Below are 24,305 nucleotides of genomic sequence, written 5' to 3'. Positions count from 1 at the left end.
TTTGACAAAAATATTCGTATTAAATTACACCATGACACTTTTTATATTTTAAGCCAGAGCCACAAGGGCATTGTTCGTTTCTTCCAACTTTACCAAATGACTTTTTGCTTTCTTCCAGTTGTGCGATTTGGGCTAGATGTGAAATCAAGTCAGTCTGGTTTTCTATTTCGGTGCGCTGTTCGCGGCTTAACCCCTGGATATATGGATTCAGATTTTTAATTTCTGAAGCTGCATCATTATGTAATCCGCAATAAGCGAGAATGACAGCATATTGACTTCTCACCTGCACCATCCTGTTTATCAAACCCGCTTGATTTATAACAGGTAAAATATGTTGCTCAATTACCTCTTTAGCTCCTTCATAATCTTTCCTCGCAACAAATTCATCAGCCAAATCTTGCCCGACTCGAACCATGGAGTCTGGAGCCATTGTCATATTGTAGAATTTCATAGCATGAATGCGCGTAAATGAGGTATTTTCATCAAGCTCATCTAAAATCCGAGCGTAAAGCTCCAATGCATCTGCTAGGTGTTTGATATGCTCTTGTACATTTTCAGGTCGATTGATAATCGTCCATAAGACATCTGAATTTTTGCCAAGAACGTCTTTAGGGGTAATGCCCAAAATATCATAATACTCTCCAACGACTTGATGGCATATCTGCTTGGCTTTTCTGTATTTTTTGAGCTTCCATAACGCATTAGCATAGTTATAGTTGAATATTCGTTTGTGCTCAGCATCAGGAAGTTTCGTCGAATACTCTTCTTTCAGTCGCTCAACCTCTTGAGCCTTACCATTTTCGGCTGCAAGTAATATTTTTTTCATGCCAAAAGCTACGTGCTCACGATAACTAAACTCATTTTGTGCAATCAGATGTTCCATCGCTTCAAGTCTTGGTGGAGCGTCTTGAAAATGACCTTCCCTAAAAGCAGAGAACACTAATCCATCCAGAGCCCAAAACTTATGTTCTGCCCCTAAAACATCGGAGTTCAGAGCCGATTCTATACTCGCCAAAATATCTGTATTGATACCCATCTCATAAAACAACTCTTCACCTGATATTGAGATAAGTGCCATAACGTCATTTAGTTTAATAAAAACCTGGATCAGCAATGCAAATCTAGAAGTGTCACGATCTTTATGTAAACTTGAGATAATAAGATCTTTTAAAGTGATTAAACTTGTTTGTATCACCTCCTCATCTAACAGGTTTAAATGAATTAATCCCAGAGCTCTCAGAGAGTCATGCACTTTCAGCGTTTTATTCCCAAAAGCCTCTACAGCTCCTGTGGCTCTCATTTTCTTAAGATATATGACAGCTTTATTTGTTGGTATATTTAGCGAGTGGCTGAGCAATGTAACTATTTCATCCGTGCTTAATCCAACGTCAGCCAAGCTAAATATTGCAAATGAATCTTGAATGACTTTATCTAAGCCTTGATAAATCCGTGAGAGAATAATTTCTTGTGCAGTTTCTGTGCTGCATTTTTGTTGTGTTAAGTCTGCACACAGCGTATCAATATTGTTTTCGTATTCTGTAGAAGCTAAATTTGCAGCGCTTTGAACATAAAGTGGAAGGCCTCCAGTATAGTTTTTTAAATTTTCAAAATCTTGAGGAGTCCCGTATCCTCCCAGCATATTAACTACAGCCGCTATAGAATCAATATCCCAGCCCTTAAGTGTTTCTCTATTTATACCCATAAGAGATTCTAATTCTCTAACGCTTTCATTCGGCTGACATAGGAGTATAAAGTGAATCGATTTAGTTGAGTTAAATAAGTTTCTGATAGTTTCAGCAGGGATACGGTGTGAGTTATCTATAACGAGAAGTATATTGGTCCCCTGTTGCGTAATATATGTGTCAAAGGTCCTTAAAGCATCGTAGCCACTCACACCTGGAAGAAGTATTTTTCTAAATCCATCATTGTCTGAACCTGCGAATTTCGCAGCAAGTTCACGTACCAAAGTACTAGCGAGTGCAGGTGCAGGTATATCGCCAGTGTCATAGTAAGCACAAAGCTGTGAGCTATGGAGAGCTGCTTGTGCTGCCCACGCAGTTTTTCCGGAACCGGATAAGCCACAAATAATACGTATTCGTTCATTGGATATGAGAGTTGGCTCACACATTTGAGCCACGTAATTTTCTGGCGGCTCAGGAAAGTCTTGTAATTGAATCAGTAATTGCTCAAATAACTTAGGTAAGTTCTTAGTTTGGAATACATGTGACATGTCCTGCGAATCGCCTGTGGCTGCTAGCTGCACAAGTCCCGCCAATTTCCAGATAAGTGAGTCAGGTGACAACAATGAAAAATTCAATTTTTGGGCTTGCGTAGTGCACCACTTTGCAGCTTCAGAGAGTGACTCCCACGCTGGGGGGAGAGCAGGATCGCAACTAGAAGACGCTTTTGGTGAGATAAATTTAATATCACCAGGAAATAGTTTGTTATTGATGTTTTTTTGAAGTTGCGGACTAGGCTCTTGATTAGCTATTAATACAAATAATGCTTCTCCTTTTCTATTTCCATCAGTATGCTCCTTACGTAGTATGTCAAAGCGTTCTATAGCCCCAGAGACATCGCTAGGGATTATCGGCTTAGAACGAGTTTTCACTTGTATGTATATTCGTTTCTTTTTACTTAAAAGCTCTATGTCTTCATCTAATTCAACTATTGTTGACTCTATGTTTGCTTCTTGAGCTAATAATAAACAACCAACAGTATATAAATGTTGATACAAGAAACCTCTATGTACTGCCTCAATTCGAGTTAGCTGAGCTTCATCAAGAACATCGAACGAGTGTTCACTTTTTTTATCAAGCATATGAACTATATTTCCGATCTAAAGTAATGAAACAGTTAACTGACAGGATCAATTAAGCCTCTTTTACGCCAACGGTTTCCATTGACTAAGGATTCAAATTTAACTCCATTTGATAGCTCTAAATTGTCCGCATGATCGGTAACAATAATTTGCGGGCTAAAGCCATTGCTTGATTCAAGTTCATTACAATAGATAGATAGCTGACTAAAAAGGTTCTCAACCGCCTTAATATCTTCATCTACGGGACGCTCCTTCTCAGTTCTTTGCTTGGCTTCCGTGCTTTTTTGCTCATCAAAGGTATCAGCGTTATCACGTGTGAAGTTAGGAAAGTAAACTTGGGTTGGCTGATCTAGGAATAATAAAGAAGGTATCGCACACTTGCTTCCTAATTCAGCAAAATATTTATGTAATGCTAAAAATAATGTTACATGGCAGTAAAGCCAGTTTGCACCACTGCCCATTGAACGTAGGTAAATCTTTTCGCCTTCAGGCGTTAAATGATAAAGGTCAAAAGTCTCAAATGAAAAATGGAGGTTGATTTACTTGGCTGTCATAGGCGAACGTTAAATTCATCGTAGGTTAGATATGAAACATCAAAAAACTCAGCGTGAAAACCCATTTAAAAAAGCGCAGCTTAGGAGTCCTGGTGTTGATAGAACTGCATCAAGGGGTAGAAGCATTAAGAAGCTACAAAATATTGACCAGATTTCATTCAATGAGATGCCTGAAAATGACGTTAAATATAAGCGACTAGATGTTGATGCATTAGTAATTACTCCAGAAAATATTGATGTGCAAATGAATCGTGGTTTCGTCAATGTCCCTGAAGAAAAAGAAGCATTGCACCCTGCACGGTATTTTGAGGAATTGTATTTGTCTAAATCAACAGCAAAGGGGGCGAGTATTCAAGACGTCATAGGTGATCTAGGTATATCTAATGAACATTTTGACAATTTTTTGAATGAGAAAGTGAGTGTTGATATAGGTTTCGCAAAGAGCCTGGAGCAAGTCACAGGTATGCCATTCGATTTCTGGTTACGTACTCAAAACAAGTTTGATGATTCGAATAAAGTTCACAGCATAAAGTGAATTATTTCAGATGAGGTCTGACGGTCAGTTACGAGCGAAGAGCAGTTGTTGACCTTATCGTTCATGTTTATCTTTGATTTTCCAAAGCAGACACTTAATCTTGTAACTAACTGTGTTTTGAACAGCGTTAATATAAGAGCTTACATATTCAAGAAAGCGACCTAATCGAATTTTTTGTCCTGGCAAAAAACAAGTAAAAGTTGTTTTTATTAATACTATTAATAATTTAGATGGTTTGTTAAAACTGTTGAATTTAGAAAAATGAGCGACAGTGTGGTAGAAAAACGCGCGATTTTCTCGCTATAAACATATATGCCTCAAGAGGAACATTTTGTTTGCATACCAAAAATATAGTGAAAATTATCTATACTGGGGTAGAATGCTTGGCTAAAAGTTGGAGGGTGTATGATTAGTGCAAACCAAGTGGCTGATTTTTTCCTTGCTTTTGCTAAAGAGCATGGCGACTACATCAGCCAATTAAAATTACAAAAAATGGTTTATTACGCGGATGCGTGGTTCTTAGTTAATAATGGTTCTCCGTTGGTTTCTGAAGAGTTTGAAGCATGGGTTCACGGTCCTGTAGTTCGAACTCTATATCATCGTTTTAAAGATTATCGTTGGAATCCAATTCTTGAGGACGTTGAATTTCCAGATCTAGAAGAAGCACATGCTGAGCATTTGGCTGAAATTTATGATGTTTTTGGCAAGTATAGTGGTTATGAGCTTGAGCAGATGACGCATGATGAGCAGCCGTGGATTGAAGCTCGTGGTGCTTGTGAGCCAGACGAAGCTTGTGAAAATGTGATCAATAAAGACACTATGCGCAAGTTTTACACGGAAGTAGCTGAAGAGGCTTAAGTATATTGGCGAATAAAAAGCATAAGCCTAAAGCTCGTCAGCCCAGCAATTCAAAAGGTGGTAAAGTAAAGGCTGCACCACTAAAAAATGAGGAAGGTGCAATGATTTTTTCATTTAAGCACCTCCAGCTAGAGCATCCTAAAGGCAAGTTTTGCATCAAAGCGAAAGATGGCGACTATATTTTCAAAGTGCTTTCTAGGCTTAAAGATGTATCGCAACAGAAAGCTAGTGACTTGCGTCAATCTGGTGGCAAATCTCTCCGTGCTCATAGTATAGATTGGTCCTCAACTAGCGAGAAAGATGGCTTTTCTCATTTAAATGAGCAGCTTCAGTCGGTAACTCCTTACCAGTTTCAATTTAGTGCTAATGAGTATGGGCGTATTCACGGTTTCTTCATTGAAAACGTATTCTATGCTGTTTGGTTAGACCCTGAGCATCAGCTCTATCCGTAAGCACGCATAAATAAAGCATTTAAAATAGATTCCCAACGCTTGGTATTTTCAGCTTCTCGTTGGGTTTTGTGTTTATCGCGTAATGATCTAGGTGTGGTGGTTGCGTTGGCCACACCTTTGCTAGGAGACAGGAGCTCTTCACAGGTATGCCATTCGATTTCTGGTTACTTGCTCAATACTAATTTGATAACTTTAAAATGCGCTCAAATTCGACAGAGTAAACTCACTTTCCATCTTTGTTTTCACACAGGTTTAGCCTTATTGAGAAAGGGAGAAACTCTACTTTCCAACCTTGTTTGAATGCCCTCCAAAAAGATCCGCTGATTTTTAAAGGAAAGTGATTAGCCCCCACTTTCCGACTTAGTTAATCGATGACATATTCGTGCTCACAAACAAAGCCTGCGGCTGACAAAAGCGCAGGCTTTTTTATTTTCAATAGGCGAGTATTGGCTGCTAATTAAGTGGCTTTCCTGCAAGCCCATGACTCACTATTATTTCACTTCTCTTTCCACCACTCTCACTTTATCGATAAACCTTCTCCATCCGTCTTACTTTGTCAGGTAAGGCAGTTGTAAAACGAGGAGTAAGGTCATACCTATAAGTCATACCAAGTTTCAACATTGCGAGGCAACATGGCTATCCCATACTCACTGCTAGATTTAGCGCCAATATCTGAAGGGTTTGGCGTAAAAGACGCGTTAAACAATTCAAAGTTAATGGCTGTGGAAGCTGAGCGCTGTGGCTATGAACGTGTGTGGTTAGCCGAGCATCACGGCATGCATGGTGTTGCCAGTTCTGCCACCTCAGTAGTGTTAACGCACATTGCTAACGCCACCGCTACCATTAAAGTTGGTGCGGGCGGTATTATGCTGCCTAACCATGCACCTTTGGTCATTGCTGAACAGTTTGGCACCTTGGCTGAATTATTTCCCAATCGCATAGAGCTTGGACTTGGCCGTGCACCAGGTACTGATATGGCAACCGCACGCGCGCTTCGTCGTAATCTGCAAAGCGATGTGGACAGCTACCCAGAAGATATTCAAGAACTTCAGCACTACTTGGGTACACCGCAAGACGGGCAGCCGATTGTTGCAGTACCTGGGGCGAATACACACGTCCCCCTGTGGTTGCTTGGCTCTAGCTTATACAGTGCCCAAGTGGCGGCAAAAATGGGGCTGCCATATTCGTTCGCCTCGCATTTTGCGCCCGATGCGCTATTCGATGCGCTTCATGTGTACCGCAATATGTTCAAACCGTCGCCTCAGTTATCAGCGCCAAAAGCGATGGCCGGTGTAATGGTGGTGATTGCTGAAACCGATGAAGAGGCTGAACTCCTATTCACGTCAGTGAAGCAGCAATTTATGAACATGCGACGTGGTCTTAATAGGCCTTTCGCTAAGCCTATGCCTAACTTTGAAGAATATTGTACGGCGACTGACGAAGCAATGTTATCGAATGTATTGAGGTATGCGTTGGTAGGTTCGAAAGAGACGGTGCAAAACAAGCTAGCTCAGTTTGTTGAAGCGACGGGGGTTGATGAAGTTATCGTGTCGATGCCGATATACGATATAGAGGCGCGCCTGTTTAGTGTTAACGCATTTGCGGAAATCGCATCTTAGTTTTAAGAAAGCTATTCCCAGTATTGAATATTTGGTTATAACTTCCACTATGAATGACCTTCGAATAACTTTATGATACGTCTATATGTGCGTATTTTCAGTTAGTTGTGTTAGGTTCACAGTCATGACAAAGGTCTGGTTTTCCCTTCTTTTAGCTTTATCATCTTTGATGTGGGGCGCTAGTGCTGCTTTTGCGAAAGAAACCCTGGACCTAATTGTTCTTGAAACACTGCCTGTTCCCATTGTCGCTGATTCGCGGGCCGAGTTCGAAAAGGAACTTGCGCGGATTATGCCCGATCACGAGATTAACGTAACATCGTATAACGCCGAAGGCTCTGAAGTTCGTGCTAAGGAGATACTTACCGAGCTTGCACAAAACCCAGCGCCTGACCTTATTGTATCGGTGGCGACCCTTGCCACCAGAGCGCTGAATGCTTCTGAAGAGTTTGTTGATGTACCTAAGCTGTTTATGGCGGTCTCAGCACCGGTTGAAGAAGGAATAGTTTCTGCTATTGGTGCGGTTAGTGAACGCAACATGACGGGCGAGTCCCACGTGCTAGACGCAAAGGTAAAGCTAGATATGTTAGAGGGCGTGCTCAGAGCGTCTAAGCCCTCATCGCTTTTTACCATCGGTCTAGTCCATTCTACATACCCATCGTCAAGTAACTTGGTTAATCAACTTCTGGCACTGAATGGTGACTACGAAAACATAAATCTTGTTGCTGTTAGTACACCGTATATAGAAGGCGATGATGGACTGGTTGAAATGACTGATAGCATCATCAACAGCTTGCAGCAAAAAACAAACGAGCTGGATGGTTACTGGCTTTCATCTGGGCCGCTCGCGGAATCGAATGGCTTAGTAACAAAGGTAAAAGAAGCTACGGGACTGCTTCCTTTATTCGCAGAAAGCATTTCCTCTGTGAAAGAAGGTGCGCTTCTTGGCGTAGTATCTGAGCCAGCGAGTATTGGCAAATCAGCTGCAAGAAAAGCCAAGCTAATTCTTGAGAAAAAATCGGCGAGGGACATTCCCGTTGATAAAATGGATACGTACACTGTAGCGGTAAATGTGTCTACAGCAATCAAACTGCAGTTGCCCATTCCTTCAAATTACTTGAAGCTGTCGAAAAAACATGTGTATCAATAAGGCCTAATTAGAAGTAAGTATGCGGATTAAATCGAAACTGCTGGTTATCTACATTCCAATTTTATTAATTGGTATGGCACTTACTGGGTATTGGGCTTATTTGACGGCGTACGATTCAGTACGCGAAAGAGAATATCAGCTCCTCACTCAGACGCTTACATTAAACGTTTTAGAGATCATTGACGAAAGACGTGAACTGCTTATTGAGTCGGGCCTAGAGAATGTGCCTGTGTTTCGCGAGGCCTATCAAAAGGAAGTGTTTGAAGAGCTAAAGTCGTTGCAGCAAGCCACCGACCGCCACTTTGCGATCAGTGACAAGAGTGCCGATACTGTGGTGTTTAGTACGATGGAGCACACTGTGGTTCCTAATGTCGAAGATGCGACAATCGCAACCATTGCCAGTCGTAAGGTCGCCTTTGGTGAGTCGAATATTAACGATGCTGACGTGTTATTTGCGTGTGCGGAATTTGCGCCATGGAATTGGAAAGTTACCGTATTACAGCCTGCTGACGCACTGCAATCTTCCCTATCTACTATTGCGTGGCTAACGTCATTAGTGACGCTATTTGCTGTCGTTATTGTCAGTTTGCTTATGGGAAGAGTCACACAGGTGTTTGTTGTTTCTCCTATCGAAAAAATAAAATCAGCAGCAAGTCGCATTGCGGTTGACCATAAGAAGGTCAGTATAGACTTACAGCAAAACGACGAGTTAGGTAGTTTAGCGCGAGACGTTGAGGCAATGTCTGGTGAAATAGAGCAATACGTTGCTCAAGCTCAGCAAGCAAACCGCGCAAAAACGGATTTTCTTGCAGTAATGAGTCACGAAATTCGCACCCCACTGAACGGTATTCAGGGATTAGCAACGCTACTTCTTGATACGCAACTGTCCGACAAACAGCATCAGTATGCCAGCGATTTGAAATCATCGGCGTCTATTCTAGCGACCGTTATCAACGATGTTCTGGATCTCTCAAAAATTGAATCAGGTATGTCAGAAGTTGACGTTACAGAGTTCGATCTTGACGCAATGCTGAATGACCTTATTACGCTACTGGGTACCAATGCTAGCGCCAATAGTACGCGTTTGGTTTACAAAAGTAAGAACATGGAATCGGTGGCAGTAACCAGTGATATTACGAAGTTACGCCAGATAATCATTAACTTGGTGAGTAATGCAATTAAGTTTACTCATAAGGGCACGGTGACTATTTCCGCCAAACTCAAACAGCCTTCACAGGATACCGTGAGCGAGAACCATTTGGTAATTGCGGTTAAAGATACCGGTATTGGTATTGAGCCAGACAGACTCGAGCATATTTTTGATAAGTTTACGCAGTCCGATTCATCAATTACGCGTAAATACGGTGGCACTGGGCTAGGTCTTGCTATTGCAAAGCAGCTTGCACAAATATTAGGTGGTGATATTAAGGTGGTGAGCAAAGTAGGTGAAGGTTCATGTTTCACCGTTACAGCTAAGGTGCAGAGTCGTCGCGTGGTGGAGTCGTCGGCCGATTCGGATTCCGCGCGACAAGCAGAGCGCGCTAGCTTACCAGAAGGTATTAAAGTTCTGTTGGCTGAAGATAATGCCATTAATGCTGTGGTAGCACAGGCACTCTTAGAACAGCTGAAATGTGATGTTGAGCACGTTGATAATGGACTGAAAGCCGCTGCACGAGTAGAAGAGGGCGGTATTGATGTTGTTTTCATGGATGTGCACATGCCAGTGATGGACGGCATTGAAGCGACAAAACGCATTCGAAAGCTTGATGGAGAGCTTAGCAAAATCCCTGTTATAGGGCTTACCGCCGAAGCATTCAAAGAGCGGCACGTGTCATTTAAAGAAGCAGGGATGGACGACATCGTTACCAAACCAGTCACCGTTGAGGCACTGCAAGAAAGTTTGTCGAAACTGGCGCTTAATCAAGAAGTCACTGATAATAGTTAAAGTGATGCAGCTTCAGTAATTTGAAGTTGTAAGAGCCCGTGGGTGATTTCGCCATGGGCTAATATATAGATGCTTTAACAGTAACTTATTGCTTAAGGTGGCGTGTGCAAATCAATAAACCCCGCGAGCTACTTCGGCTGAGAATTGCGCTGATCATTGGTGCTGTACTTGTGCTTGCCTTTATGGCTGCTGACTTGATGCTACTACCAAGCAGCATGTACGAGCTGTACATATTCGATCGCTTACTTCTTCAATTCCCTATTATACTCGTCGTTGTTGTACTCTCCTTCTGGCGCAGGTTCATTCAGCATCGAGCCTACATTTTCGCAGGGTTACTTATTGCGCTTTCTTACAGCAACTACTGGTTAATATGGGTTTGCTGGGAAGAGCACAGCTTCATTTTCCCCTACGAGGGCACCATTTTATATGCTTTCTTCTGTGTGTTTGCGCTGGGTATTGCCTTTAAATTAGCGCTAGCAGCCAACGTCATCAACATTCTGGGTTTCTTGGGGTTAATGTGGGTTGCGCCGGTTTATGGTGACAGAGTTCCAATTTCAATGGCATTTGTATCTGGGTCTTTGTTTATTTGTGTCTATGCCCGTTATCGGTTAGATCGCAGCGTACGCATGTTAAAAGAAACCAATGACAGGCTACTTAAACTTAGCAAATTTGACCCCTTATCTGATTTATTGAATCGGCGTGCGTTACGAGAGCAGAGTGAAAAACTGTTGGCGTTGAGTAAGCGTCATAAAGTGTCGATGGCCGTGATGATGCTCGACTTAGATGATTTTAAAAAATACAACGACTGTTTTGGTCATCAGCAGGGTGATGAAGCCATAAAAATACAAGCCCGCATTATGAAGCAGGTCTTTAAGCGAGAGACAGACATATTAGGTCGGTACGGTGGCGAAGAGTTTATTGTTGTATTGAGCGACATTCAGAAAGAACAAGTTGAGAAGCACTGTGATGCACTCTTGAATAAGTGGACAGAAGCAGCATTAGAACATGCTCAAGATGCAAAGCATCCTTTAATGAGTTGTTCCATTGGTGTGGTGTTTGCGAAGTCGGCCGAGAACATGTCAATCGATTGCCTTATTGACGAAGCAGATAAAGCACTTTACGAAGCAAAAGAAAAAGGTAAAGCCCAGTTTGTATTAAATCAGGCGCAGTGCTTAGACTAACACTGCGCTTTTTCACGATTGGCTTACAGCTTCACAATCATCTTGCCGGTGTTCTTGCCTTCAAACAACATATTTAGGCCCTTCTCGGCGTTCTCTAAGCCTTCCACAGTGTGTGCACGGTACTTGATTTTACCTTGTTGAACATAAGGCGAAAGCTTTTGCAGTAGTTGTGGAATTTCACCCCAGTGATCAGGCATAGCAAAACCGCGAATGTTAATTCGTTTTTTAATCAGCGGGATCCAGTTCGGGCCCGGTGACGGCTTTTCAGACTGGTAATCGGCAATCATTCCACATACCACAATTCGGCCATGGGCATTCATTCTGTTAAAAATGTGCTGCTGAATAGGACCGCCCGTATTTTCAAAGAAGACGTCTATTTTATTTGGTGTTAGTTCGGCTAACTTTTCTTCTAAATTGTCGGTTTTGTAGTTTATAGCCCCATCAAACCCAAGCTCGTTAACAATCCAATCGGCTTTGTCTTCGCTTCCTACTACGCCAATTACACGCAGCCCGTCTGCTTTAGCAAGCTGACCTACAATTGAGCCTACAGAACCTGCTGCACCCGTAACAATAAGTGTCTCACCTTCTTTGGGCTCGCCAAAGTTATATAAACCTGTTGTGGCCGTTAGGCCTGGTAGTGCAAAAACACAAAGAGCCATTTCCTCAGTAATGCCAGGCTGAAGTTTGTTAAAACCAGAACCGTCACTGAGCACATATTCACTCCAGCCAGTCATTCCCATAACTTTGTCGCCAACCGAAAAATTAGGGTTGTTAGACTCAACCACTTCGCCCACACCGCTTGAGCGCATTACATCGCCAAGCTCCACAGGTGGAATATAGCTCTCTCTGTCTTCACTCATCCAACCTAACATCGCAGGGTCTAAAGACATGTGAGTTTGCTTTATCAAAATTTGACCGTCTTTAGGCGTGGGAATTTCGAGCTCTTTGCTTTCAAATAAATGTGGCCCAATTTTTCTGTCATGGGGGCGATTAACGAGTGTAATAGCTTTGTATGTTGACATGGTGTCCTCCTGTTACAAGCACAAATGGTCGACGTCTTATCGAATGTAAAAGCGCGTCGCTAAACACGGTTGCATCTGCGCTGTTTAAAATAGGGTGGGGGTTATAGACATAAACACAACCTATAACACAGCTTGTTTATAAATTTGATTGAAACCTTTTTGCATTTCCAATAGGTGTTAGTGATAGTTAATTAAAATGGCGTTAACAAGATTGAGATCTTTCGTTAACGCCGTTTTATCAAAGTTGCTTATAAATGCGTCGAAGTTGTAGCTATAAATGTAAAAAATGCGATAAAAGTGCGTAAATGGCGTTTACTTGCATTGAACAAAAGTACTCAGATCCGTAGAATGCCCGATGCAATTTTCCCCTTTTACAATGAGTATCTTATGAAGCAACAGTTTTCTTTACGTGCCTCAGTTTGCTTAGCGCTTGCTACCTTAGCCTCTTCTTCTGCGCTGGCAGCTGGTTTCCAAGTTAATGAACACAGTGCAAACGGTCTAGGCCGTGCCATGGCTGGTCAAGCAGCTAAGCCAGAGAATGCCTCCATTTTAGCAACTAACCCTGCAGCGATTGGTGTATTTAAAGAAGCTGAGTTCAGTGCATCAGTAAGCTTTATCGATCCGAACGTAGATATCGATGGTGATGTTAGCTATGCGTTAGGCGAAGCCCCAGTTGGCCAACCTAGGCCAGCAGCAGAAGACAACATTGCAGATACTGCTTTTGTTCCAGGATTCTTTTATGTAAGCCCAATTAATGAAAAGCTATCTGCTGGTGTAGGTGTATTCACAACCTACGGTCTTCGTTCAGATTACTCTGATGATTTTGGTGCGCTGCATTTTGCTGACACAGCTGAAGTAAAAACGGTAACCCTAAACCCTGCTGTATCTTATAAAGTAAATAAGCAGCTTATGGTAGGTTTTGGTTTAAACATCACTTACGCTGAAGCTGAAATTGGTTCTGGTGTATCAAACACGCTAGCGGGCACTGTTGCAGGCCTAGCGGCAACAGCAGAAGCATTAGGTATTACATTGCCTACGCTTACTCCTGGCAATTCACTGTTTAGCATGGAAGGTGACGATTGGGGCTATGGTTGGAACGCCGGTATTTTCTGGCAACCAACTGATATGACTAATGTTGCGCTTTCATACCGTGCAGAAACGAAACTAGAACTAGAAGGCGCGGTATCTTCAGAGACGCCAGTGTTTCCTATCAACTTAAACCAGCCTGGTAGTCTAGATTTGAACCTTGCTGCGATTACAGAGCTAGCGATTGATCAAAAAATTGACAATCAGTGGTCTGTACAAGCAAGTGTTACTTTCACTGACTGGAGTACGTTTGAGAAGCTTGAAGCTAACCTAGAAGACGGCATCGATTTCCTAATTAAAGAAGAGAATTTCGACGACTCATGGCGTGCAGCGCTTGGTGTAACTTACATCCTAAACGATGAAATTACCCTTCGTGCTGGCTATGCTTATGATGACGGTGTGGTATCGGTAGAAAACCGCTCACTTAGTATCCCAGATACAGATCGTCATTGGTTCTCTGGTGGTATGACTTACACGGTTAGCGAAGATACATCAATTGACGTGGCTTACGTATTCATTGATGGCCGTGAAGCGAATATCGACAAAGATAGAACGATTCTAAGCAATGTTCTTCCTGGTACTGACTTTACTACTAACTTCTCTGGCACACAGTCAGCTACTGCGCACATTCTAAGTGTTCAAATGAACACTCGCTTCTAATTTCTAAGAAGCCAAGTCAAATAAGAAAGGCAGCGTATTTACGCTGCCTTTTTGGTAATGACCTTTGCACACTGGTATAACGTCGCATTTTTTATGTGCGATGGGGTTCTTGTGCGCTGTTTAACGACTAAATTTGCGCAAATAAATCTTGAAGACATGTAATTGCTGCGCCGATTTTTGCAGGCATTAGCTCCCTTTTCGGTGTGACCGCATAAACCGTATAATCTGGTAACTCCCAGTCAGTGAAGAGCTGCTTCATTTCACCAGACTTCAATAGATGTCTCACTTCTGGTTCGGGAAGAACCGCATAGCCAACACTATCTTGGGTAAGCTTAATCAACGTCTGCATTGAGTTGACATCAATGCGTTGTGTATCCAATTCATACTCGCCTTCGCTTTCGTGCTTCATGACGTATTCTTCAATATGTCTGTGAGCAATGTATGTATGCGCGTTAAGCGCTTCAGGTGAAGTCAGAGTTTCGTTTGCAAGTGGATGGTCTGCAGAGACACATAAAATGCGCTTCCAGGTCGCGAGTACCAAACTGCTGAAATTTGTATCTGAGACTGGGGCGAAGCAAAGAACAAGATCGGCACTAGAAGCAATAATGTCTTTAGGCTCGTCAGTTACGGTTAAAGAAATAGTTATTTTAGGAAATTCTTCACAAAGCTTTTTCAGTGGCTCGCTTAACAGTCCTCCGCCAAAACCCTCCGGCGCGATGATGTTTATTTTACCTGTGGGATCATCCTGCAGACTTTCAATTTTTTGCTGGGCAAGTTCTGCGGTTTGCAGCATTTGCTTACTGGTTTCGTAATAGATGCGCCCTGCTTCCGTTAGGCTCAAGCTTCGGGTATTTCGGTTAAAAAGGCTAAGGCCGATATCGTGTTCTAGCTTTCTTAACTGCTGACTAATAGCAGAGACAGTCATGTGCAGCTCTCTCGCAGCTACACTCATGCTACCGCTATCTGTTACTGCAACAAAAACCTGAAGAGAGCGAAGTAATTTAGTATTCATGGCGCTTAGTTAATCCTTTTTATTGGCCGCAGTATTTTGACTGTTCATTTGTAGCAAATTAACGACGGAAATAGTCGAATTCTACCGTATTTTAACGTTGATGAACGCTTTTGAAGCAGGTCTTTACGCAATGCTTACATTGGAAAGTTATGCATTCTCTTCGCATTTGTAGCTAAAAGTAATTTTGGAGCTCGCCTTGTTTTAAAGATGTTTTCTTTATGTTTTTAAATGGTAAATTATTGAAATCCAGCGTTTCTTTGCCCGATTAAAGTGCTAGTTTAATTATTCACTAACTATGCAGCTGAGAATCACGAATGAAACAGTTTACTTTGATGATTATTGTTCTGCTCTCCACCTCGTGGATGGGCGGTTGTACTTCAACTAAAACGTCCGATGCCTCTTCATACGGGCCCGCCGCGTTCTCACAGCCTGCGTTTACTGCTGTTACCGTAGCCTACGCTCCCGAAATGCAGGGTATCCTTAATCGTATTGAGCAAGATCCCAATGCATCCATTCACACAACCACAACCATCAAAGGCGTTACGTATCGCCTAGGTATCTATCACGACGAGCCAATATTAATATTCGCTACTGGAATGAGCATTGCAAACGCTGCTATGACTATGCAGATGGCGTTGGATTACTTTCCGGTTAAGCAAGTGGTTTACATGGGGATTGCGGGAGCGGTTAACCCAAAATGGCGACCGGGTGACGTCATTGTTCCGGCGCGTTGGTACTACCATGATGAGAGTGTGTACACCAATGAAGATCCGAATGCTCCGGGGGAATACATACTGCCTGAATATTATGCAAAGTTCATTGAAGAGCAAGATGAACGCCGCGCTAAAGATCCTCACACACCAAAATATAAGCCCTTTCACTTCATTCATCCTGACGAAGTGCTTATTGTGAAAGAGGGGATGGATAAACCACAAGACACCGCCTATTTCAGCGCGACACCGCGTCTTTTAACTGCGGCGAAACAAGCAATGAGCACTATGCCAACGCAGCGCGTGCTTGGAGAGCGGGATGCCGAGCTCTTTGTAGGCGGAAATGGTATTACCGGGTCTGTCTTTATGGACAATCGCGAGTATCGAAAGTGGACAAGAGACGTGTTCAATGCCGAAGTAACTGAGATGGAGTCAGCCGCAATAGGTCAAGTATGTACCGTTAACGACGTTGACTGGATTATTGTTCGAGCTATTAGTGATTTGGCTGGCGGTCAAGAAGGCGTTAACGTAGAGAACAAGTACGACCAAGAAGTGTCGCGAATTGGCGCTAACGTTCTGTTTTCTGTATTAGATACACTCGCTGAGGACGAGTAGTCGATAGTATGGCAAACATTGAGACAACGTTGCTTCTTTGCATATGAATGTTAGTTTCAAAACTAAGACAATCGCGACAGCCTAAAAATAAGTAGGCGGATAGAGAAGGTAAACATTACGCGCTATCCGCCTTTTTGGTGTGTCGCTGATGGGATCAATTGAACGCCAGCGAGTAAGCCGTTGTCGATACGTGGCTAACGAATGGTTCTGACCATATTTATGGTATTTGTCGCAAGTTTTACTTCAACCAGAAAAACAATGAGCGCACTGATTAGAAACATCATAGCCAGTATGAACAATACGATGACTGGTGTTTTTAAATCGACAACCCATAGCGACCCAGAAAACAGCGCCATAATGACGGTACACACCATTAGTCCAGCGGCGACACACAGCCCAATCGCCCAGTTAATCACTTTTACCCTGCGCCATAGCACCTTAATTTCTTTCTTTGAGCGATCGACAATATGCGGGTCTGAAAGGGTATGAATCTGTCTTTCTGCCACCCTCACCCTGTCGGATATTCGGCCCAGCCGAGACGACATAACATTGAGGAAGCCCGCAATACCGGTAAGTAAAAATACGGGGGCAACAGCGAATTCGATAAGCTGTGAAAGACTAGGAATAAGTGTGTCCAATGGTTCCTCCAGCGAACAAAGTTTGGTGTTCTTACTTCAGGCAAAGAGTGGTTAACCCATTGCTGCAATCTACTAACGTACTGCCAGTCTATACGCGTTAGATACACGTAAATTAGAAATAGTGTATAAAACTAAGACTTGTGTTGTGACAGTAAAGTCTGCGAACTGCAAAGTCTACGCCAACGCTTAAATCAGAGATATGACGTAATTGTCAAAATGCCGCAACAGTTTAGCGAGTTTTAACCCATTCTTGCCTAAATTAACGATACACTAGCATCAGTTGCTAAAAAAAACATTTTGTCATCATAAGGATAGATAATGCGCTTTGCCCCAAGCTTTCCTCTGTCGTTGCTAGCTGTGTCTCTGCTATCGCATGCAGCCATCGCTCAACAAACCAATGAAATAGAAAGAATTGAGACCACGTCTTCTCGTATACAGGGAAATATGAATGCTTCCGGTTATGCAGTGTCGTCTATTTCAGAAGAAACGCTTTCGCTGCTTTCATTTCAACATATCCAAGAGTCGCTGAATTACATTGCGGGTGCCGGCGTACAGCGAGGCAATGGGCAAGAGTATTTACCTGCCCTTCGTTCGCCAGTGTTAACCGGCGCTGGCGCGTGCGGCGGAATTTTAGCAGCAGAAGACGGTATTGCGTTGCGCGCAGCAGGTTTTTGCAATATTAATGAGCTGTTTGAAGCACACGGTGAAATTGCACAGCGTATTGACGTGATAAAAGGCCCTGCGTCAGCGCTTTATGGCTCTAATGCGATACATGGTGTGATTAATGTGATTACCCCTGACACAACCCAAGGCGACGGAGAGCTTAGCGTTGATTACGGGTCTTATGGGTTTCATCGCGTAAAGCTTAAAGAAGGGAAAGACTTTGGTCACAGTGGCGTGGGTATCGCCGCCAGTGTTACCAGAGATACAGGATATCGAAATGAAGAGGGCGTTGACCAAGAGAAAGTCTCGCTTCGCCACAGGCTAGAGTGGGATAGCTCGGTTATCACGAGCGGCCTTACCTATACCCATTTAGACCAAGAAACTGCCGGCTACATCGAAGGGTTTGAAAGCTACAAAAATACACAAATAGCCAAAAGCAACCCAAACCCCGAAGCCTTTCGAAAAGCAGAAAGTTTTAGGCTATGGAGCAAGTTCGATACGAGCTTTAGCGGTGGTCATGCACTGTCGATTACACCTTACTTACGCAACCAGGACATGCGTTTTAGAATGCATTTTCTTCCAGGCAAACCCCTTGAAACGAATGCCCAAAAAGGCGTTGGTGTGCTGTCTCAGTTCAATTACGTCATTAATGACAGCCTAAGTGCAGATATAGGATTAGACGTAGAATACACAGAAGGTGAATTAACCCAGTCACAAGACAGCGCCACAGAAGGGTCTGCCTTTTTGGTTGAAACCATTCCTGTAGGAAAGCACTATAATTATGATGTAGATGCCACGCTATTTGCGCCTTTCTTTACCTTCAATTGGCAAGCTGAGCGTTGGGCTATTTCTGTCGGCGGGCGCTTTGAGTCTATGCAATACGACTACACCAACAATATGAATGTTGGTCGTGTTCGCGAGGATGGCACGCAGTGCGGTTTTGGCGGCTGCAGATATTCCAGACCAGCAGACAGCGAAAATGATTTTGATAACTTTAGTCCGAAGCTTTCACTTCGTTATCAACTTAACCCTCAAACCCAGTTATTTGGCGGCATCGCAAGAGGCTATCGCGCGCCTCAGGCAACAGAGCTGTATCGTTTGCAGCGTGCACAAACTGTTACTGATCTTGACTCGGTAACGGCCGATAATATCGAGATGGGCGTTACAGGTACACTATTTGACGGCAGCTATACGCTTAGCCTTTACAGCCTACAAAAAGATAATGTGATTTACCGCGACAGCGACTTTTTCAACGTAAGCAACGGCGAAACGTGGCATAGAGGCGTAGAGCTTACTTTTGACCAACCGTTAAGCGATGTACTGCGCTTAGATTTTGCTGGTACATACGCAAGGCATACCTACGAGCACAGTCAGCTCTCAGGTGAACAAGACATTAAAGGTAATGATATTGATACTGCGCCAAAGCTTCAGTTTAACGCTCGTTTAAGCTTTGAGATGTCGAGCAAGGTACAAACGCAGCTAGAGTGGCAGCATGTTTCGAGCTATTTCACCGACGCTGAAAATCTCAACGAGTACGAGGGGCATGACTTGGTACATGCGCGTGTACGCTACAGCGTGAACGAAGACGTTACATTGTATGCGCGGGTTAACAACGTATTTGATACGGACTACGCTGAACGCGCAGACTTTACTAGCTTCACAGGCCCTCGATATTTTCCTGGGCGGCCTCGAAACTTCATGATAACGGCATCGTTCACGTTATAGCTTCAAATAAGCAGCCGTAATAGATAATTATTAATCTTGAAAATACAGACTATTGCCGTGATTTGCTTGTACCCCAGCGGCATCAGGCGTAGTCTGTAGGCATCAGCATGGGTCTCAGTCACGCCATGTATAGCGCTTGGAAAGGTCAGGCGACATACGTGGAATGATTGTTAATAGGTATACCCATGCAAAAAATAGTAATTGTTGGTGGCGGTGCTGGTGGTCTTGAATTAGCCAGTCGCTTAAGCCGCACCCTCGGGAGAAAGAAACAAGCCGAAATTACCCTCGTCGACCGCAGTCGAACCCATATCTGGAAGCCGCTATTACACGAAGTGGCCGCCGGTGTAATTGATAAGCATTCAGACGGTGTGGACTACGCCATCCACGCTGCAGCTCACCACTACCGCTTTCAATTAGGTGAAATGTGCTCGCTTAACGCGCAAGCGCAAACCATAACCTTGTCGCCTTTAATTGACGAAGAAGGGACTCAGGTTTTACCTGAACGCGAGATTCATTATGACCAGTTAGTGCTGGCGGTTGGCAGCGTAAGTAACGACTTTGGCACACCTGGCGTTGCTGAGCATTGCTACTTTCTTGACTCGTTAAAGCAAGCTGAACGTTTTCACAGAGCGCTTCTTAATCAGCTAATCCGCATCAATCAGCAAGAAGATAAAGACGCCAGAATTGATGTCGCTATTGTCGGGGCAGGAGCAACAGGTACTGAGCTAGCCGCTCAACTTCACCATGTGGCGAATTTGTCCAAGGCGTACGGAATGCCAGACATGTCAGCTTCTCGTCTTAAGATTACGATCGTAGAAGCGGGAGAGCGTATATTGCCTGCGCTACCTGAGCGTATAGCAAACTCTGCAAGAAAAGCGCTGCATAAGTTGGGCGTAGACATTAAAGAGCAAACTATGGTGGCAGAAGCCGACGCGAAAGGGCTGATCACAAAAGACGGTGGTCGGATTGACGCTGATTTAATGGTGTGGGCTGCGGGGGTGAAAGCACCGGACTTCATAACAAAGCTTGCGCTTTTTGAAACGAACAGAGCCAATCAAATTCTTGTTGATAAGCAGCTTCGCAGTTCATCTCATAAGAATATTTGGGTGCTAGGCGATTGCTGCGGTTTCCAGCAGGAAAATGGGAAGTGGGTGCCGCCTCGAGCGCAGTCTGCCCACCAAATGGCGGATATTGTTGCGCATAATATAACGTCGTTATTTAATCAAAAAGACACGAAAGATTTTACTTACAAGGACTATGGATCCTTGGTTCACTTAAGTAAATACAGCACTGTTGGAAGCTTAATGGGATCACTGTCAAACAGCAGTATGTTCATTGAAGGGCGTCTAGCTAAGTTGGTTTACGTTTCTTTGTATAATATGCACCAGTTTGCAGTACACGGAAAAATTAAAGGTGCTCTAAAGCTCCTTGTGAAGAAGTTAAGTCAGGCCATCAGCCCTAAGCTGAAGCTTCACTAACCACATGTAAAAAAAGCCCCATGTTTGGGGCTTTCTTAAATCATAAATTTAGTTCGCTGGGACTACATGTAAATAGCTATTGTTTCACGCCTTCAACGTGAAGCTCTAATTCTACCGTTTGCGACGCTGGGCCTAAATCATAGTCGATGCCATAATCTTTAAGTGCAATCGTCGTTGTGCCCATAAAGCCTGCACGATAGCCGCCCCATGGGTCTTTGCCTTCGCCAATCTTTTTGGCTTCAATTGTAATAGGCTTTGTTACACCATGAAGCGTGAAGTCACCCATTACATCCATCATGCCATTGCCTTTATCGACAATTTTTGTGCTGACAAACTTCGCCTCTGGAAAGTCGTCAACGTTTAAGAAATCGTCGCTCTTAAGGTGCTTGTCACGCTCTGCGTGGTTTGAGTCGATACTGTCGGTATCGATAGTCACCATAATTTTTGCTGCACTAGGTGCTGCGTCGTCGTAACTAAAAGTACCTTTAAAATCGTTGAAGCGACCAGTAAGCCACGAGTAGCCCAAGTGTTGAATTTTAAAGTTGATAGACGCGTGGGCGCCTTTGCTATCAATCACATAATCTGCGGCGTTAGCGGTGCTTAAAGACAGCGCAGCGGCCAAGGCAAGTGTTAACTTCTTCATCATTTCTCCTTTTTCCTCAATATCATCGAAGCCGTAACATCTGCTTCAGTGTGTCATCGTTACTAATAAATTGGTGTTTCAGTGCAGCCAGCGCGTGAATGATTGCCAATACAATCACTGACCACGCAATATAAAAATGGGCCTCTCCTGCAATGTCTTCTTGATTTTCAAAGAACTCGCCCATTGCAGGTACAGAAAACCAATTAAATACGTCGATGCTTCTTCCATCGGCCGTTGAAATTAAATAGCCGCTCGCGAATAGCATGATAATCAAGGTGTACAGAAGCCCATGACCTATGCGACTTAACCTTTTTTCTAACGGGGTGCCATGTGACGGCGGCCGTGAAGTAACAACGCGCGTGACTAAGCGAATAACAGTGATGGCAAGCAAAATTAATCCAACACTCTTGTGCCAATGCGGTGCCGTCTTATACCAGTCGCTGTAATATGTGAGGTCGACCATCCACAGCCCTGAAGCAAACATGCCGACAATGGCAATGGCAGATATCCAATGCAAAATAACTATAGGTCTGGACCATCTTGGTTTCATATCACTCCCGTTATTACTTACTTGCAATCAGGTTGTTTAGACCTTCAGTTAATGCGTTATCTCAACCGCTAGATGACCGCTGAAAAAACACCTCATGCATCAATTGAATCTAGTGTATTTCTAATTACGTTGGCTAAACATCACATTTAATGGGAGTGTTCGTTCTTGTTTTTAGAACGAATGTACAGCAAACAACCCACCAAACCTGAGTCGCGACACGATTAGTTTTCGAAGATGCGTCGTTTAATGGTCGATAAAATGCGCTAAACACCTCTATTAAACGCGCTAAATACTCTTATAGTTTAAATAGGCAGTAACAAAAGTGGCTGCTTTGCTTCAATGTTGTTTAGTTCAGTAGAGGTTGTACGCTTTGCGCGTTTCGTACGTTTTGTTGGCCGTTATTCTGCCAGCGTTATTTTCATCACTAGTATCCGTCTCCGTATTGGGAGAGGGAAGAAGTGTGCAAAATATTGCGGGGCAGTCGAACAGTGCAAATACGCTCTCAACCCTCATTAGCGAATGGGAAAGCTCCGCTTTTGAAGTATCTGATGACGACATTGATGATGGCATTTCGTTTGTCGACATCACCAGCGGCTTGGAAAAATACCGGTTTTCGGCTGGTAAAACGATTGATGCAAAAGCCTTTACTAGGCAGCGCGATAACATCATTCGAGGGCCACCTTCTTTCACTTAATCATTAAAAAACTGAATTTTTTATTTTTGATTAGGAGAAAGGTATGCACGCCTTAAATCTATATAAAACCGAAGCTATCGATACATTGGCATGGCCGGTTGTTGAAAACACCATTACTGTAAAATCATCTGCTATGGCGGTCTTCACTGACTTTAAGCAGCACTTACCACACGTTATTGATGCTCGAACTCCAGCGACGAAAATAGAGTCGATTATGCGTCAGTCTCATGTTCGTATGATGCTGGTGGTAAACAGTGAGAACCGTTTCATTGGTATTGTGACCAGTCACGATGTCGGTGAACAGCAAATCATTCAGCGTGTGAGCGAGCTTAAGATTAAGCGAGAAGAGCTCACTGTTCATGATTTCATGCGTCCTAAAACCTCGCTCATGTCGTTCGATTTCAGTGAGCTAATACGTTCATCAGTGGGCGACGTGATAGAAACACTCAAAGACTACGGGCAGCACCATTGCCTTGTCATGGACAGAGACAGCCATGAAATTCGTGGCGTAATCAGCGTAAGTGACATTGCTAGAGAGCTGCGTTTGCCGCTTGATATACAGGGCCGCCCTACGTTTGCTGAGCTTATCAACATTCTTGCCGCTTAATTTTCAATTTTCTCAATACTGAACCATACTTTGACTACGTGTTGTTTCAAAACAACACGTAGTCAAAGGCATATATCGCCTTAACGGTATTTGCTAGCTTAATATTTTATCGAAGTAGTTAGGTGGTTATATGCAGTATGCTCATGGCGAATTTATTATTACACGCTGTGGTGATGCGGTGCTAACGCGAGCTTATGGGCCGTGGAACAGAGAGTGTGTAAATAGCTTTGCCAGTGAGTATCGCACGCTTTCCGAGTGCTTACATGGGAAAGCTTGGTGCGATATTGTTAGTGTCGTTGGCGAATCACTACTCATTCCTGATGCTGAAGCGCTGCTTCACGAACGTGTGGCTTCGGTAAATCCCATAGGCCTCACTCATGTGGCATTAGTGATGGGAGAGTCAAGCGTTCGAACAACCACGCAGGCGCAACTTAAACGCGTGTATCGCGATACCAATATTGATTATATTTTTGTGGATTCCATAGAAGATGCTGTTGATTGGTTGTCTTCAAAAGGGTTTTCCGTCGATAAAGATGGCATCGATTTGCATCGTGAGAAAGTAGCAATGAAGCTGTAGATAAAACTTGGTACGCATTTCGCAACGTTTCATAACATCTGTATAACATTGTTCGATGAAACGAGGCGATATTATGAATAGATCACTATTTCCTACCAGCGTTGTTACGAAAGCCTTCACTTGGGCATACCAGGAACTCGGTTTAAATATCAAGCAAGCTTCTGAAATATTGGGTATTTCTCCATCTTCTTTGGCGCAGACTACGCTACTTGGGTTTGAGAGTGGCACATCAGAGTACAGAAAGCAACTCGCTTTTATTCGTATGTATCATTTACTCATTTCATTGTCAGATGGGGACAGTGAGCAAATGAAGGCGTGGTTTAGCAGTTACAATATAACGCTGGGCGCGACCCCTTTTGAAATGTGCAAAGCGTATGACGGCATTGAGAGAGTCGCCGATCAGCTTCGCAAACTGAAGCAGTCGACTTGTGGTCGAGAGCGCACACTCGCCGTTGTTGAGTTTTCTCATAAAGATCACGTTGAAAAGGCAGGTGCAAGGCTTCACTAAGTCAC

22 protein-coding genes are annotated in these 24,305 nt (G+C 43.4%); 15 read left to right on the top strand and 7 right to left on the bottom strand.

Features of this window, described 5'->3' with window-relative positions; genetic code table 11:
* Positions 1-19: 19 nt before the first annotated feature.
* Both BZA03_RS20595 and BZA03_RS11950 read right to left on the bottom strand, forming a co-directional pair.
* Positions 20-2,821, bottom strand: coding sequence for a dsDNA nuclease domain-containing protein (locus tag BZA03_RS20595; protein WP_110288899.1), 2,802 nt, complete (start codon positions 2,819-2,821; stop codon positions 20-22).
* 35 nt (positions 2,822-2,856) lie between these two features.
* Positions 2,857-3,360, bottom strand: a complete 504-nt coding sequence (locus BZA03_RS11950) for a DUF3732 domain-containing protein (RefSeq protein WP_341462761.1) — start codon at positions 3,358-3,360, stop codon at positions 2,857-2,859.
* Positions 3,361-3,406: 46 nt separating this feature from the next.
* Here BZA03_RS11950 and BZA03_RS11945 point away from each other — a divergent pair, with 46 nt between their 5' ends.
* From BZA03_RS11945 to BZA03_RS11910, 7 genes are all read left to right on the top strand, one after another.
* Positions 3,407-3,910: a hypothetical protein gene (locus BZA03_RS11945; protein ID WP_110288898.1), complete on the top strand. Its 504-nt coding sequence runs from the start codon at positions 3,407-3,409 to the stop codon at positions 3,908-3,910.
* Positions 3,911-4,315: 405 nt separating this feature from the next.
* Positions 4,316-4,768, top strand: a complete 453-nt coding sequence (locus tag BZA03_RS11940; RefSeq protein ID WP_110288897.1) for a Panacea domain-containing protein — start codon at positions 4,316-4,318, stop codon at positions 4,766-4,768.
* A gap of 5 nt (positions 4,769-4,773) precedes the next feature.
* The gene (locus BZA03_RS20500) at positions 4,774-5,220 is read left to right on the top strand and encodes a hypothetical protein (protein ID WP_220018913.1); all 447 of its coding nucleotides are present in this window, start codon (positions 4,774-4,776) and stop codon (positions 5,218-5,220) included.
* Between the two features lie 632 nt (positions 5,221-5,852).
* Positions 5,853-6,839 carry an LLM class flavin-dependent oxidoreductase gene (locus BZA03_RS11925; RefSeq protein ID WP_110288895.1) on the top strand — a complete coding sequence of 329 codons (987 nt, stop codon included), beginning with the start codon at positions 5,853-5,855 and terminating at the stop codon, positions 6,837-6,839.
* 124 nt (positions 6,840-6,963) lie between these two features.
* Positions 6,964-7,986, top strand: a complete 1,023-nt coding sequence (locus tag BZA03_RS11920) for an ABC transporter substrate-binding protein (protein WP_014951202.1) — start codon at positions 6,964-6,966, stop codon at positions 7,984-7,986.
* Positions 7,987-8,005: 19 nt separating this feature from the next.
* Positions 8,006-9,931 (top strand): ATP-binding protein, encoded by a 1,926-nt coding sequence (locus BZA03_RS11915; protein ID WP_110288894.1) that lies wholly within the window; start codon positions 8,006-8,008, stop codon positions 9,929-9,931.
* 104 nt (positions 9,932-10,035) lie between these two features.
* Positions 10,036-11,112 (top strand): diguanylate cyclase, encoded by a 1,077-nt coding sequence (locus BZA03_RS11910; protein WP_110288893.1) that lies wholly within the window; start codon positions 10,036-10,038, stop codon positions 11,110-11,112.
* Positions 11,113-11,135: 23 nt separating this feature from the next.
* On the opposite strand, the gene BZA03_RS11905 is transcribed toward BZA03_RS11910, so the two are convergent.
* On the bottom strand, positions 11,136-12,134 hold the full coding sequence (locus tag BZA03_RS11905) for an NADP-dependent oxidoreductase (protein WP_039221630.1): 999 nt from the start codon (positions 12,132-12,134) through the stop codon (positions 11,136-11,138).
* Between the two features lie 387 nt (positions 12,135-12,521).
* On the opposite strand from BZA03_RS11905, the gene BZA03_RS11900 reads away from it, so the two are divergent.
* The gene (locus BZA03_RS11900) at positions 12,522-13,880 is read left to right on the top strand and encodes an OmpP1/FadL family transporter (protein WP_110288949.1); all 1,359 of its coding nucleotides are present in this window, start codon (positions 12,522-12,524) and stop codon (positions 13,878-13,880) included.
* A gap of 127 nt (positions 13,881-14,007) precedes the next feature.
* On the opposite strand, the gene BZA03_RS11895 is transcribed toward BZA03_RS11900, so the two are convergent.
* Positions 14,008-14,892 (bottom strand): LysR family transcriptional regulator, encoded by an 885-nt coding sequence (locus BZA03_RS11895; protein WP_014951197.1) that lies wholly within the window; start codon positions 14,890-14,892, stop codon positions 14,008-14,010.
* 314 nt (positions 14,893-15,206) lie between these two features.
* Between BZA03_RS11895 and BZA03_RS11890 the strand changes: the two genes are divergently transcribed.
* Positions 15,207-16,217, top strand: a complete 1,011-nt coding sequence (locus BZA03_RS11890; RefSeq protein ID WP_110288892.1) for a 5'-methylthioadenosine/S-adenosylhomocysteine nucleosidase — start codon at positions 15,207-15,209, stop codon at positions 16,215-16,217.
* A 194-nt stretch (positions 16,218-16,411) separates the two neighbouring features.
* On the opposite strand, the gene BZA03_RS11885 is transcribed toward BZA03_RS11890, so the two are convergent.
* Positions 16,412-16,855 carry a DUF2721 domain-containing protein gene (locus BZA03_RS11885; protein ID WP_014951195.1) on the bottom strand — a complete coding sequence of 148 codons (444 nt, stop codon included), beginning with the start codon at positions 16,853-16,855 and terminating at the stop codon, positions 16,412-16,414.
* Between the two features lie 318 nt (positions 16,856-17,173).
* On the opposite strand from BZA03_RS11885, the gene BZA03_RS11880 reads away from it, so the two are divergent.
* The gene (locus BZA03_RS11880; protein ID WP_110288891.1) at positions 17,174-19,243 is read left to right on the top strand and encodes a TonB-dependent receptor; all 2,070 of its coding nucleotides are present in this window, start codon (positions 17,174-17,176) and stop codon (positions 19,241-19,243) included.
* 185 nt (positions 19,244-19,428) lie between these two features.
* A complete protein-coding gene (locus BZA03_RS11875; RefSeq protein WP_014951193.1) occupies positions 19,429-20,721 on the top strand; it encodes an NAD(P)/FAD-dependent oxidoreductase in 1,293 nt (430 codons plus the stop codon).
* Between the two features lie 76 nt (positions 20,722-20,797).
* Here the strand turns inward: BZA03_RS11875 and BZA03_RS11870 are convergent, their stop codons facing one another.
* Both BZA03_RS11870 and BZA03_RS11865 read right to left on the bottom strand, forming a co-directional pair.
* Positions 20,798-21,364 carry a YceI family protein gene (locus BZA03_RS11870; RefSeq protein WP_014951192.1) on the bottom strand — a complete coding sequence of 189 codons (567 nt, stop codon included), beginning with the start codon at positions 21,362-21,364 and terminating at the stop codon, positions 20,798-20,800.
* Between the two features lie 22 nt (positions 21,365-21,386).
* Positions 21,387-21,914: a cytochrome b gene (locus tag BZA03_RS11865; RefSeq protein ID WP_110288890.1), complete on the bottom strand. Its 528-nt coding sequence runs from the start codon at positions 21,912-21,914 to the stop codon at positions 21,387-21,389.
* 460 nt (positions 21,915-22,374) lie between these two features.
* On the opposite strand from BZA03_RS11865, the gene BZA03_RS11860 reads away from it, so the two are divergent.
* The 4 genes from BZA03_RS11860 (at position 22,375) to BZA03_RS11845 (ending at position 24,300) form a co-directional block, all read left to right on the top strand.
* The gene (locus tag BZA03_RS11860; protein WP_014977718.1) at positions 22,375-22,608 is read left to right on the top strand and encodes a hypothetical protein; all 234 of its coding nucleotides are present in this window, start codon (positions 22,375-22,377) and stop codon (positions 22,606-22,608) included.
* A 43-nt stretch (positions 22,609-22,651) separates the two neighbouring features.
* The gene (locus BZA03_RS11855) at positions 22,652-23,215 is read left to right on the top strand and encodes a CBS domain-containing protein (protein ID WP_014951189.1); all 564 of its coding nucleotides are present in this window, start codon (positions 22,652-22,654) and stop codon (positions 23,213-23,215) included.
* Between the two features lie 130 nt (positions 23,216-23,345).
* Positions 23,346-23,792, top strand: coding sequence for a hypothetical protein (locus BZA03_RS11850; RefSeq protein ID WP_110288889.1), 447 nt, complete (start codon positions 23,346-23,348; stop codon positions 23,790-23,792).
* Between the two features lie 73 nt (positions 23,793-23,865).
* Positions 23,866-24,300, top strand: coding sequence for a hypothetical protein (locus tag BZA03_RS11845; RefSeq protein WP_101566306.1), 435 nt, complete (start codon positions 23,866-23,868; stop codon positions 24,298-24,300).
* Positions 24,301-24,305: the final 5 nt, after the last annotated feature.

Origin of the sequence: Alteromonas sp. I10, from assembly GCF_003201515.1 — a bacterium.
In the GTDB taxonomy this organism is placed as follows: Bacteria; Pseudomonadota; Gammaproteobacteria; order Enterobacterales; family Alteromonadaceae; genus Alteromonas; species Alteromonas macleodii.
Note: the sequence above shows the minus strand (reverse complement) of the source record. Positions and strands in the feature narration are given on the sequence as shown.